Genomic DNA, 12,820 nt, shown 5'->3' with positions numbered 1-12,820 from the left:
AATTTAATGCCTGCCCATCTTGCATTTCATGAATGATATGGTTTAACAATGCCACTCAGGGTGTGGCGCCAGCCGCACTCGCATGAATGCCTTTTTCGGGGTGCGCATGGCCATCAACGACGAGATTCCCAAGTCACGTATTACCCTCACCTATCGCACCAGCGTCAACGGAGAGCGCGCCGAGAAGGCCCTGCCGCTCCGGCTGTTGCTCATGGGCAGCTTCTCTGGCGGCACCTCCACTGACAGCCAGAAGGACCTGGATCAGCGGCAGATTCGCAACCTGGACGGGAAGAACCTCGATCAGGTGATGAAGGACATGGACATCCGGCTCCAGTTCCAGGTGTCCAACCGGATCGATCCCGGCAACTCCGAGCAGCTGGACGTCGAGCTGCCCATCGACTCGATGAAGTCCTTCACCCCGCTCCAGATCGCGAGGAACATCCCCAAGGTTCGCGCGCTGCTGCTGCTGCGCAAGCTGCTGCTCGAGCAGCAGGGCAACCTGGACAACCGCAAGGAGTTCCGGCGCCTGGTGCGCGAGCTGGCCCAGAACCCGGAGGCCGTCTCCGCGCTGAAGAAGGAGTTGCAGGACTTCAACGGCCTCAAGATCCCCAGGCCGTTGCTCTCCGCTGGCGAGGCCCCTCCTCCGTCCGATCCGGCGGCGAAGCCGCAGTGAGCGGGAGCGCTGCCCCTCCATTCCGAAAGGTTCGAGCACATGTCCAACACGACGAATGCCCCTTCCGCCACCACCGCCGCTCCGGCACAGACGAACTCTCTGGGCCTCACACAGTTCCTCACCAGTGTCCGGCTGAGCACGGACCTGCCGCAGCTCCGGCCCATGGTGATGGACAACCTCCAGCGGGTGACGGAGGACGTGAGCACCGAGGAGCGCTTCCTCTCGGGCCTGGCCGCCATGGTCCACAACATGGATCCCGAGGCGGGCCGGTTCGACAAGCAGACCATCCAGGAGCTGGTCGCCACCATCGACTCGCTGGTGGACGCGCAGCTCAACGAGGTGCTGCACGCCCCTGAGTTCCAGGCCCTCGAGGCGCAGTGGGCCTCCCTGGCCGACCTCGTCCAGCACACCAACTTCAAGGCCAACATCCAGCTGAGCCTGCTGGATGTCTCCAAGGATGAGGCCTACATCGATCTGGAGCTCAACGCTGCCGACGTCGCTGGCTCCGAGTTCTTCAAGAAGCTCTACGTGGCCGAGTACGACCAGTATGGCGGCGCCCCCTACGGGGGGGTGGTGGGCCTGTATGAGTTCTCCAACACCCCGCAGGATCTGCTCTGGCTGAAGACGATGGGGAAGATCTGCACGGCCAGCCATGCCCCGTTCGTCGCCGCCGTCTCGCCCACCTTCTTCGGCTGCACCAGCATGCGCGAGGTGGCGCAGCTCCGGGATCTCCACAGCCTGCTCGACACGCCGAAGTACGCCGCCTGGAACTCGCTGCGCGACACCGAGCAGGCCGCCTACATCGCCCTGACGCTGCCGCGCTACATCGTCCGGCAGCCGTACAACAACGAGACCAACCCCGCCCAGGGCCTCAACTTCACTGAGAAGGTCCGCGGGGACAACGAGTCCGAGTACCTCTGGGGCAACTCGGCCATGCTGTTCGCCCGGAACCTGGTCCGCTCCTTCGAGAGCTCGGGCTGGTGCCAGCACATCCGCGGCCCCAAGGGAGGCGGGCTCGTTTCGGATCTGCCCGTGCACGTCTTCAACCTGCGGGGCGAGGAGGAGCTGAAGCTGCCGGTGGAGATCGCCATCCCGGACTTCCGCGAGTACGAGCTGGCCCGCGCCGGCTTCATCCCGCTCATCCAGAAGAAGGGCTCCGCGGATGCCGTCTTCTTCAGCGCCCAGTCCCTCAAGAAGTCCCACACCTTCAAGGACCCGAAGGACTCGGAGAACTCCCAGCTCGTCACCAACCTCTCCTACACCTACTCGATCAGCCGCATCGCGCACTACCTCAAGTGCATCATGCGGGACAACATTGGCAGCACCGCCAATGCCCAGAGCCTCTACTCGCAGATCGATCGGTGGATCTCCGGTTACGTGACGGCCCTGGTGAACCCGGATGATCTGACGCTGCGCTACTACCCGTTCAAGGCCTACAGCCTGACGGTGGCGGAGGTGCCGGGCAAGGTGGGTTGGTACCACTGCAATCTCTCCATCCTTCCGCACATCCAGTTCGAGGGCATGGACGTGGACCTGCGCGTGGACGCGCGGCTGGGCTGATGAGGCGTGACACCTGCCCCTCATCTCATGGGGGCCAACCCGAAACGGAGGAAGAGAATGGAATTTGACTTTGGTTGTGACTGGACGGCCGGGTTCGTGATGGACCCGAAAAAAAAGCAGCGTGTGGGCTACCTCCTGTACTTCGAGGGCCTGGATATGGGTGAGTTCCTCAAGCCGGACATCGAGGTCTTCACTCCCTTCAACAGCCCGGAGGCTCCGAAATACGGCGAGGTCAACATCAACGGTGATGACAAGAAGATCACCTGTGTGGGCGTGATCGAGAGCTTCCGCTTCGCCGGAGGTGTGGGAGACCCGATCTGCATCAGCGCCTACATCTCCTCCGAGAACGCGCACATCCTGCAGGGCAAGCTGAAGACCACCCTGTCCACCAACAAGGTGACGAAGTTCGGCTGGTGGATCTGCGACTTCGATGAGGAGAACAAGGTCTGGTTCGAGCAGGCCTATCCCAAGGATCCGACCACGGTGGTGGGACAGCTCAATGCGCGTAGCAACGGTGGCTACGTGATCTCCGTGGAGCCGAAGCCCACCAAAATCAGTCCGACCCTCGACGCCAACGTCTACAACCTTGAGTTCCAGGTGATTCCAGCGGGCAACGGCACCTTCAACTTCCACTTCGCCTCCTCAAGCCAGACGCCCTTCATCCGCAACTGGGGCCTCAAGGTGGGCAACAACGCCGCGGCTGCCGCTTCCTGAGCCTTCCGTCGGCGGCCCAACTCCTGCCACGGGGCCTGGGCCGCCTGCGTCGTCTCTCTGAGTGGACCGGACCCGGTATGGCTGGCGGGCGACATCATGCATGACCGCAACCACCTGAACTTCCACTGCGACTGGCAATTCGGCTTCAGCGTCCGGTCGGTATTGAAAGGCACCGTGGGCTACCTGCTCGACTGGAGCGGCTGTGGGGGGCTCAACCTCAAGAGGAACATCGAGGTCTGGAATCCCTTCAGCAATTCCGGCCAGAAGGTGGTCTCGGGCCGCACCATCAAGTGCATCGGGCTCATCGAGAATTTCCGCTACGAGGCGGGTCCGACCGACCCCATCCGCATCAAGGCGTATGTGAGCAAGGAAACAGCATCCGACATCCGTGCCAGGCTTGCCCGGCCACTCACCAACCCCCGCTTGAAGCTGGCTTGGTACATCATCGACTTCGACGAAGCCGACAAGCTCTGGTTCGAGGCCGCCTACCTCAAGAGCCCCAAGACGGCGGAGGCCAGCCTCGACAGCACTGGCGGAGATCTGCAGATCTTCGTGGACAACCATCACACCCGCATCTCCGACACCCTCGACATCGCCGTCTTTGGCTTCGAATTCCAGGTGGTGCCGGCCGACAAGAAGAAGTCCACGCTGGAGTTCGCCACCGGCTCCAAGCTGCGTCTGGTCAAGCAGTGGGGAACCGGTAAGTAAGCCGCTCCTTCGGCGCTCCTCTCCGTTTCAACGTGTATGCCTTTGACCGCAGGAGTATCAGAAACCATGAGAGACCTGAGCCTGTGTGTTCGCCCGTTCGAGACGGACAGCCAGCGCCTCGAGGCCCATGACCCTCGCTTCCAGCGGGTCACCGAGCTGGCGCAGGGCGGCAAGTACACGGAGGCGGCGGACGCCGTGGAGGGGCTGCTCGCGGAGAACCTCTTCGAGGTGCGCCTGCTGGGCTACTACCTCTTCGCCGTCCTGCATGAGGAGGGGCTGCCCCGGCTGGGCGCGCTCCTGGAGGCGCTGGCGGAGCTCATCCGGCGCAACTGGGAGGGTCTGCCTGCTCGTGACAAGCGGACCATCCTGCTGAACAAGAGCGTCACCTGGCTCTTCCAGACGCTGTTCGACACCCTGAGCTACCACCAGGCCAAGAAAGACGAGCGGTGGCAGGGCTGGTGGAAGGCCTCGACCGTGGCCCAGGCCGCCGCGGCCATCCAGAAGGCGCAGGAGCTGCATGCGCTGCTGTCCGTGCCTGGCTATCGCTCGGGCTCCGAGGCGCTGGCGAAGCTTCTGCCGTGGCTTCGGGACCTGCACGCACAGCTCGTCGCCAACATGCCGCAGGATCCGCCCGCTCTCCCACCCCAGCAGGAGGCGCAGGAGCCCGAGCCCCCGGCCGAGCCGGAAGGGCCGTCGCCATTTCTCAAGCTGGGGCAGCCGGTGCAGCTCATGGGCTCGGCTCACCTGGTGGATCTGTGCAACAAGCTCAAGGCCTTCGAGCTGCTCATCGAGCGCAAGGAGTTCCAGAAGGCGGCGCTGGTGAGCGATGACATCCTCGCCACGCTCGAGGGCTTCGATCCCCGGCGCTTCTTTCCCGATCTCTTCGCCTCCTTCGGTGCGCTCCTCAACAAGCACGTGAGGGACGTCCAGGAGCACTGGGAGAGCAAGAACTCGAGGGAGTGGAAGGCGCTCGCGCAGTTCTACCAGGTGGATCTGGAGCGCTTCGTCAGGCCGGAGTGAGGGAGGCGAGTCATGGGTGCCACGACAACGGAGCTCTCTCCCACCGAGGAGCGGATCGCCGCCCGGGCCCGGGAGTTCGAGCTGGGGCCGCTGCTGCGGCTGCTGGAGGCGGAGGGCTACCCGCCCGGGCATATCCTCTTCGAGAGCAACCCCGAGCCCGTCTCGCCGGCGGCGTTCGTGGAGGCGGTGACCTTCCATCGCTCGCCCCTGCGGCGGGTGGTGGTGACGCTCAACCTGGGGTTGCTCGGCGCCAACGCGCTGCTGCCCAGCTACTTCCTGGAGGTGGCGGAGCAGTGCCCGCAGCCCGACAGCTTCTTCGACTTCATCCGCTTCTTCGATCACCGGCTGCTCGAGGGCTTCGCGCGGGCGCTCTACCCCGAGCACGACAGCGCGCTGGTGGGCGACTGGGAGCGGACGAAGGGCTTCTACTTCCGCATGCTGGGCGTGGGGTCCGTGACCACGCTCCAGTGGTTCTTCCAACTCTACTTCCCGGAGTTGCGGGTGTGGGTGTCCCGGAGCCCCTTCCGCGACATCACCCGCGGCCATGAGGTGCGCACCGGCACCTCGCCGCTGGACGGCACGGCGGTGCTGGGAGACAGCTATACCTCCGAGAGCGCCGGCTTCCAGGTGGAATTGCACGCCGAGGAGGAGGCGGACGCGCGGGGGCGGGGCTGGCCCGAGGTGGTCGAGCACCGCCTGTACGAGATCTTGTTGCCGTTGTTGGCCCCCGCGCGGGTGCGCCTGGAGGTGGGCCTGACGGTGGCGGCCCACGCGGTCTGGGCCCGGCTCGCGCAGCGCGGGTACCTGGGCTACGAGCGTCTTCACGGGGGCACCCTCCTGGGACACCGGGTGGTCATCTTCCTGGGAAACACCGCCGAGCCCCCACGCCCGCGGGCCGCGCCGTCACCCGGTGGCAGGAGGGACGCGGCATGAGCTTCCTGTCCCGCAGATTTCTCGGGCGCGAGGAGACGCTCCTCGAGGAGGTGCTGCGCAACCTGCACCACCTGCTGAACGCCAAGCGGGGCGCGGCCTCCTTCCTCCCGGGCTTTGGTCTGAGCGAGACCGGCTTCCGCACGGCCGAGGAGATGCTCGGCCAGCTCGGCGCGGAGATCCGGGAGAACATCCGCCTCTACGAGCCGCGCGTCGAGGTGACTGAAATCGAAGAGGACTACGAGGGGGAGAATGGCCGGCTGCGCCTGGTGGTGCATTGCAGGCTCCGGCACACCGCCGAGCCGCTCTCCGTGCTGATCGATCCGTACACCCGCGCCATGGCCGTGGCCCCCCAGACCCAGCCGGAGGAGGAGTGATGAGCTTCGTTGATCGGCTGAAGGCGATGCTGGTGCTCAATCCGAAGGGGAAGGAGTTCACCGTCCCCGCCGGCAACATCAAGCGCCTGTCCGTGGAGGTCCACAGCTACGGGTTCTCCGCCTCGGTGGAGTGGTGGGCCGTCTCACAGGTGAGCGCGAGCGAGGACGAGCTCTTCGAGCACTTCGTCAAGAAGGATCCGATCGAGGCGGTGTTGAAGCTGGACCGGGCCTACGACGTCGAGGGAGGCGATGCCTCGGGGTTGGAGCTGACGGGGTTGGTGGAAGAGCGGTGGGTGCACGAGCGCGCCTTTTCGGACGTCCAGGACGCTCCCGTGCTGCAGCGGCGCTACCGGGTGCGGTTCTCGGACCGGGGCACGGTGCTGTGGCGGCAGCATTTCCCCACGGGCGTCTGGGTGGATCAGAAGCTCCAGGAGGTCATCGAGGCCCACAAGCCCGACGGGGTGGAGCTGTCCTTCAAATGGGAGGCGGCGAAGACCCAGCTGCCCCTCCACACCCTGGGGCTGGGGGCGGAGGGCAACGCGGCCAGCTTCCATGACTTCATCCACTGGCTGTTGGCGCGGGAGAACGCGGGGCTCTTCTACGATCCCGCCACCGGCAAGTACGAGCTGAGCGACAGCAAGCCCAAGGGGGGCAAGGCGATCGAGCTGCCCCGGGATGACGTGGCGGAGCTGGAGGTGTGCCTGCCCGAGCCGCGGCGCGATCACGCGGCGGTGCTCAACAGCTACGTGGAGGCGGGCACGCGCGAGAAGAAGGTGGACAACGCCAACAAGATGGAGGGCGTGCGGCAGGAGTACCTGCTCACCTCGCCCCTGGAGAGCACGCTCACGGATCGGGCGACGCTGGAGGGCAAGCGGCAGCGCGCCCCCGAGCCGGAGCTGTGTGTGCACTTCCGGCGCTATCCCAGCATCACGCTCTTGCTGAACGGGCTCTACGGCTTCGGCGAGGACTGGAGCACGAAGCTCTACACGAACGGCAAGAAGTACCGGCTGTACCGCCTGGAGCTGCGGGCTCGGGCGGAGCTGAAGGATCCAGCCGATACCCTGAATGACGAGACCAACAACTACGAGATGGAGATGACGGCCACGCTGGAGCTGGAAGCGGATCCCACCTTCCGGCGGCCCTCCTTCACCCGTCCCCGCTGGCCCTTCTACGTCGAGGGCACGGTCGTGAGCGAGGTGGGCCAGGACGACGAGCTCACCTACGAGGCCAGGCAGGACTCGGACACCTCGCTGGAGTACTACCGGGTGAAGCTGCCGCTCTGGGACAAGGAGGTGCTGGTGCCCTACGACCCCCACCAGCAGCCAGGGCACTTCTACTTCCCGGCGGACAAGGGCGCGCGGGTGCTGATCGCGTTGGACTTCCGGAGCGCCGTGCTCGAGCGGTTCCTGGCCTGGCGCCCGGGGGCGAAGCTCCCCAAGGAGTCTCAGGGCAACCACCTGCTGCTGGGCAAGAAGCCCGAGAGCGAGACGTCCATCCGGCACATCTACGAGGACTCCAAGCCTCTGCTGCGCATCCTGCGCACCTCCGACAAGGACACCCAGCTCATCGAGGTGGCCGAGGGCCGGCTCAAGATTCAGGTCAAGGAGGAGAAGTAGGCCATGCAGATGGACGACACGCTCTACAAGGCCTTCCTGGAGGAGCTTCAGGCGCTGGAGAAGTTCCGGATGAGCTACACCGCGCTCCATCCCGCGGCGCCGCTGGATCGCGAGGACCAGGATGTGCGGCGGCTCATCGAGGCGCTCGCGCTCTTCTCCACCCGCACGCGGCAGGCCGGGCAGCGCGCGCTGGCCCGCGGCACGATGCGCCTGTTCCAGCAGCACTTCTCCTATCTGCTCGATCCCGTGCCGGCCATGGCCATGCTGCGGGCGGTGCCGGACGCCCGTTTCGTGGACGCCACCGAGTTGCCGAGGGGCACGCCGCTGCTGCTCAACCCCGGAAGCGCCTCGGCCCCCACGGGGCCGCTCACCTTCCAGACCCAGGCCTCGTTGCGGCTGCTGCCCATCAGCCTGAGCCAGGTGCGGGTGGAGCAGCGCGGCGCGGAGGCCTGCCGTCTGCGGCTGACGTTCGAGAGCGGCTTTCCCCGCAACGACGAGCCTGGTGCCCTGCGGCTGTACATCAACCACCTCAATGACTTCCGCTCCTCGCTGGCGATGTTCCACCACCTGAAGCACGGCGTGCGCGCGGCGAGTGTCCTCTTCGACGAGCGTGGCGCCGAGGTGGCGGTGGGGCCCGCTGGGGGGGCGCGGGGCCCGGTGCGCTTCGGTGCTCCTCGGCTCTCCGCTTCCGAGGCCGAGCCCTTCGAGCATCCGTTGCAGCGGGTGCGCTCCTTCATCCACTTTCCCCAGCAGGAGCTCTTCCTGGAGGTGCAGGTGCCGCCGCCGCCACGCAACTGGCGCGGCTTCACCCTGTGCCTCGAGCTGGCCGGGCGCTGGCCGCTGGAGCTGGTGCTCACCCCGGAGACGTTCGTGTTGCACGCGGTGCCCGTGGTGAACCTCCAGCGAGGCATGTCCAACCCCATCGAGCACGACGGCACCAGGGAACGTCACGGCATTCAACACCCCGAGGTCAGCAGCGGCTACCGGGTGCATTCCGTGCTGGGCGTCTATCAGATGGAGAGCCAGGGCATGGTGCCGCTGCGTCCAGGGGCCATCTCCGGTGGGCCGGGCACCTACGAGCTCGAGAATGAAGGGCAGGGTGGGGCGCGCAAGACATGGCTGTCCCTGGAGCTGCCGGGCGCATTCATGAAGCCGGCACGGGTGGCGGTGGAAGCGAGCTGGCACCAGCCTCTTCCCGCCCAATTCGATGCGAGCGGCTACCGGGCTGTTCTGGCGGAACGTTCTCTCGAAGGCGTGCAGTGGAGCCTGGTGGGGGCCGTCAAGCCTGGAATCGACAACCCCCTGGAGCACAGCCAGCAGGCGCTGCTCCAATTGCTCTCCCTTCGCACCCAGCGCTTCCTCGGCCTGGAGGAGCTCGTCTTCCTGCTGGAGACGCTGGGGGTGCGCGAGCAGCGCTACTTCCGCGAGCTGGTGAGGCACTTCACCTCGGTGAAGGTGCAGTCCAAGCCCTTCGCCCGGAGTGCCGCGGGCTTCAAGTACATCTACCAGCTTGCTCTCTCCGACCTGGACGCCACGCTGCTGCCCACCGTGGATCTGTTCCTGGAGAGGCTGCTGGACCTGCTCGGGGCCTGGAGCACCGAGGATGTCATCGAGCTCGAGGCCAGGCTCTCACGGGTGGAGAAGCCATTGCGGTTGTCACGTTCATGAGGAGTTGGCGCCAGTGGATCCACAGACCCTAGAAGGAAAGCAGCAGCTCGAGAGGTTCGTTCGTGCCCGCATATCGTCGATCTTGTCGGGGGCGAAAGCGCTCATGGATGAAGGCTTCAAGGATTCGGTCCGTGACCAGCTTCTCGACGAGGTCGCCAATCACGTCGAAAGGAACCAGATCAAGGCTGCAAGAGGCTACGTTGACGAGCGATTCAAGGGATGGTGGCAAGCGGTGGCCAGCGACAAGACCCCTCTCCGGGAGGATGGGGTCATGCATCATGATCTCGCGCATGCGTGGGACTGGGTCGCTGCCTACATTCAAGAGAATTCCGGAGCGACCTGTGTCGCGTTCGCTGCGCTTCGTGACGACGAGCGGTTCCTGGTCGCCACGAACGAGTATCTCTACATTGCATCGGAATCAGGGGCTGAAGAGGTTGATTGTGACACCGAGGATTTGCATGCGGAGCTCCGCATCATCAACCATCTTCATCAGGGCGGATTCGCTGGTCCGAAGAAGCCTCCCCTGGTGTATATCGGTGTCTCGCTCCTCTGTTGCGCCAAGTGCGCGATCCTCCTCGATGAATACAACTCCTGGAGCAAGAGGCGATTCAGATTCGATTACCGCGGAGCGCATATCGCCTATGACCTGGGCTGGAGCGTCCCTCCTCTCCTCCAGGACATGGAATCCCGCGTGCAGGTGAAGATCAGCCAGCTTGAATCAGTCCGGCGAACGACGAGTACGGCACACGTCTCGATGAAACACCCGGAAATCCAGAGGGTTTTTGACTTGCAGGGGCAACTGCGGGAGCCAATGACTCCATACAAGAAGCTCAAGCGCTTCGACGTCCCCATCAAGCAGGGGACTTATGATTTCCTGATGGAGAACGTCGTCAGCAATGCCCTGTCGAAGGTCCAGGAGAATGAGCCCTAGGGTGGAGCAGCAGGCCCGAGCGCGAGACTTCCACCTTCCCGAACCAAGAACTCCAGTGGAGCCGTTATGGGACTTGACAAATGGATGGACGAAATCGATGACAACGTCAGGCTCTCTGAGCTCGTCATGCCAGGGAGTCATGATGCCTGCATGTACAAGGTCAGATCCGGCAGCGGGAGCAAAGTGGCGAAGACCGTCACCCAGTTCCTCACCATCAAGCAGCAACTCAATATCGGAACTCGCTTTTTTGACATCCGGGTCTACAAGGACGGGCAGACCCTCCGCCCTGGCCACTTCATCAAGAAGGACAAGTCGGACTGGTTTGGGAGCTATGGTCCCGAGTTCTCCAATGTCATGAGAGACCTGCAGGACTTCATGGAGTCGAGCACCGAGGAAGTGGTCATCATCAAGTTCTCTACCTCCAAGGCTGCCCACGACGATGCGATCCGGATGATCGAGTACGAGTTGAGCGATTTCCTCTTCACCAGCCGCGCGCCAAGGAACCTGGCCGACATGAAGCTGGGCAACCTGCGGGGCAAGATCCTCGGCGTATTCGACGCAGAAGAGGGACGGCGGGGCGGCTTGCAACTGGTGAGCAAGAAGACGCCAACCTCCGACAAGCATTTCGACCAACCCCGCTCGATGTTGTGGCTCAACGGCGATGCCCCCCAGTGCAACAACATCAGGAAGGTGATGGAGAAGCAGAACGAGAAACGAAAGGCTCAAGACCAGGTCCAGCTTGTACCCCACTTGGAGATGTTTTATCTCACGATCACCGCCGGTGTCAGGGATGTTTTCGCCGGACATACGTCCATCGTCGATAACACCAGCCGCGAATTCAGGTTGAAGCTCATCGAGAGGAATCGACCCGACCCTGAGTACTCGCCCTATGGTGGCTGGGATGGTGATGCTGCGGAAGCCTATGGAAGGTACGTTGATGCCGTCCAGGGGAATAATGACGTCAATGTGTTCATGTATGATTTCGTCAACGAAGACGTCAATCGAATGCTGATTGAAAGAAATATCCCCATGGAGGGCAGTGTAAACCACGACGACATCCGGATCGCGGTGTCTGACGGCCACTCGGGAAGGCGCCGATAGGTCGAGGAAGGGGGCAGCGCTTGGGGCTGCCAGGCGGCCACGGAGCCACCGTGGCCGGCATGCACGTCATGGAGGGGGAGCACTCCCATCGCCGCGGCCGTCGCGGCGGCCACCGCGTGCCGCAGCGCCGTCCGGTACCAGGATGGTCAACTCAGAACCAGCGGGAGAGGTTGTTGAGCGTGTCGCCAACCGAGAGACTGCCATCGTCTCTGAGTTGCACCACGTAGGCAACGCCAGCGGCCTGCCAGGAGGAGCCCATGGAGCCGGTAATCTCGTAGAGGTTGGTGAGGATGGCCTTCTTGATGGAGAGGGTCTCCCAGTCGTAGTCCTTGGTCGACGCGTCATAGGTGCCCGCGACGATGCCATGTTTGTAGATGTCCGCGAGCCGCTTGCCCTTCAATACGCGGTCAATGGTGCTGGAGTAGGGGTGTCCCCATTTCTGGTCCGCGCTCGCGGAGACAATGCGAGGCTGCACCACATTCAGCCAGGACTCTTGGTTGGTGCTGTCAGAGCCGTGGTGGGCGAGTTTGAGGACGTCCGCCTTGAGGAAGGCCTTGGTGAAGGTATTCATGATGAAGTCCTCTGTCTCGGCCTCGGCATCCCCCATGAGGATGGCCTTGAGGGAGCCGTAGGCGAGCATCAAGCAGATACTCTTGGCGTTCTTGTCACGGTCGTCCTCGGAGGGGTAGTTCGCGGACAGGAGGAAGACGTCGACCTGATTGGAGGCGCTGCCAATCGTCAGCAGGGGCTTCTTCTCGGTGCTGTGGGACTTGTCGAGGAAGCCGGCGGAGGAGGAGCCGGCGATGACGCCCTGCATGTCCTTGTTGTAGTCACTCGTGGGGCCGCTGTAGTAGACCTTGCCGAAGCGGAAGCCATGGGATCTCACCAGCTCGGGGATGAGGTTGTAGTGGTCTCCATCGCCGTGGGTGACGAAGAGGTAGTCGATCTTCTTGCCCTTCGGCATGAGATTCTTGATGGTGGCGATGGCGTCCTGGCCGGCGATGTGGCCGTTCTTCTTGGAGCCGAGGTCAACGAGTATCGTCGTTCCATCGGGGCAGATGATGAACGTCCCATCCCCCTGTCCGACGTCGAGGAAGTAGATGTCTAGAGATGCCATGGGAGACCAGAATGGCACCCGTGTCTGACATTTGGCTTTAGCCGTCCTGGACAGTCTTTTGTCCGGGCTTGACGACCGTGATGACGCCTCCCCACATGCACTTGCACGTGGAGTTGCTCTCCAGCGCTGGCATATTGCCGATGAGCACCTTGGGGCAGCCTGGCGACCACGGAGTCACCGTGACCGGGGTGCACGGCACGATGGGCGTCACTGGGGTCACCGCGGGGTTACCCTTGGAATTACACATGCCGAATGAGGGGATGTTCGCCATCGGCATGTGGTCCATGATGTTGGCCGCTGGCGTGGTGGCGAGCACCTTGTTGGTCGGCGGCACCACCAGCGTCGAGGGGGCTGCTCCAAAGCTGCACTTGAGGAGGGCTCCCATGACGACTTGCTTTCCCATGG

General features: G+C 63.8%; 13 protein-coding genes. 11 read left to right on the top strand and 2 right to left on the bottom strand.

Going from position 1 to position 12,820, the window contains the following annotated elements:
• Positions 1-82: 82 nt before the first annotated feature.
• From tssB to OV287_RS29815, 11 genes are all read left to right on the top strand, one after another.
• Positions 83-673 carry a type VI secretion system contractile sheath small subunit gene (tssB, locus tag OV287_RS29865; protein WP_267537448.1) on the top strand — a complete coding sequence of 197 codons (591 nt, stop codon included), beginning with the start codon at positions 83-85 and terminating at the stop codon, positions 671-673.
• 39 nt (positions 674-712) lie between these two features.
• A complete protein-coding gene (tssC, locus tag OV287_RS29860) occupies positions 713-2,233 on the top strand; it encodes a type VI secretion system contractile sheath large subunit (protein ID WP_267537447.1) in 1,521 nt (506 codons plus the stop codon).
• A 57-nt stretch (positions 2,234-2,290) separates the two neighbouring features.
• On the top strand, positions 2,291-2,947 hold the full coding sequence (locus OV287_RS29855; RefSeq protein ID WP_267537446.1) for a hypothetical protein: 657 nt from the start codon (positions 2,291-2,293) through the stop codon (positions 2,945-2,947).
• A gap of 96 nt (positions 2,948-3,043) precedes the next feature.
• On the top strand, positions 3,044-3,655 hold the full coding sequence (locus tag OV287_RS29850; RefSeq protein WP_267537445.1) for a hypothetical protein: 612 nt from the start codon (positions 3,044-3,046) through the stop codon (positions 3,653-3,655).
• Between the two features lie 66 nt (positions 3,656-3,721).
• Positions 3,722-4,675 carry a type VI secretion system protein IglI family protein gene (locus OV287_RS29845; protein ID WP_267537444.1) on the top strand — a complete coding sequence of 318 codons (954 nt, stop codon included), beginning with the start codon at positions 3,722-3,724 and terminating at the stop codon, positions 4,673-4,675.
• Positions 4,676-4,687: 12 nt separating this feature from the next.
• Positions 4,688-5,608, top strand: coding sequence for a type VI secretion system baseplate subunit TssG (locus tag OV287_RS29840; protein WP_267537443.1), 921 nt, complete (start codon positions 4,688-4,690; stop codon positions 5,606-5,608).
• Entirely contained in the window at positions 5,605-5,982 is a 378-nt protein-coding gene (locus tag OV287_RS29835; protein ID WP_267537442.1) for a GPW/gp25 family protein, read from the top strand. The genes OV287_RS29840 and OV287_RS29835 overlap by 4 nt, the downstream gene beginning before the upstream one ends.
• A complete protein-coding gene (locus OV287_RS29830) occupies positions 5,982-7,598 on the top strand; it encodes a hypothetical protein (protein ID WP_267537441.1) in 1,617 nt (538 codons plus the stop codon). Before OV287_RS29835 ends, OV287_RS29830 begins: the two co-directional genes overlap by 1 nt.
• A gap of 3 nt (positions 7,599-7,601) precedes the next feature.
• Complete coding sequence (locus tag OV287_RS29825; RefSeq protein WP_267537440.1) at positions 7,602-9,266, top strand: type VI secretion system baseplate subunit TssF; 1,665 nt, start codon at positions 7,602-7,604, stop codon at positions 9,264-9,266.
• Positions 9,267-9,279: 13 nt separating this feature from the next.
• Positions 9,280-10,197 (top strand): nucleic acid/nucleotide deaminase domain-containing protein, encoded by a 918-nt coding sequence (locus OV287_RS29820; protein WP_267537439.1) that lies wholly within the window; start codon positions 9,280-9,282, stop codon positions 10,195-10,197.
• A 66-nt stretch (positions 10,198-10,263) separates the two neighbouring features.
• Positions 10,264-11,298, top strand: a complete 1,035-nt coding sequence (locus OV287_RS29815) for a phosphatidylinositol-specific phospholipase C domain-containing protein (protein WP_267537438.1) — start codon at positions 10,264-10,266, stop codon at positions 11,296-11,298.
• Between the two features lie 151 nt (positions 11,299-11,449).
• Here the strand turns inward: OV287_RS29815 and OV287_RS29810 are convergent, their stop codons facing one another.
• Both OV287_RS29810 and OV287_RS29805 read right to left on the bottom strand, forming a co-directional pair.
• Positions 11,450-12,415 carry a ComEC/Rec2 family competence protein gene (locus OV287_RS29810; protein ID WP_267537437.1) on the bottom strand — a complete coding sequence of 322 codons (966 nt, stop codon included), beginning with the start codon at positions 12,413-12,415 and terminating at the stop codon, positions 11,450-11,452.
• Between the two features lie 37 nt (positions 12,416-12,452).
• Complete coding sequence (locus OV287_RS29805; protein ID WP_267537436.1) at positions 12,453-12,818, bottom strand: DUF4280 domain-containing protein; 366 nt, start codon at positions 12,816-12,818, stop codon at positions 12,453-12,455.
• Positions 12,819-12,820 lie beyond the last annotated feature (2 nt).

Origin of the sequence: Archangium lansingense (assembly GCF_026626635.1) — a bacterium.
Lineage (GTDB): Bacteria > Myxococcota > Myxococcia > Myxococcales > Myxococcaceae > Archangium > Archangium lansingense.
This window is presented reverse-complemented; position numbering and strand designations above follow the sequence as displayed.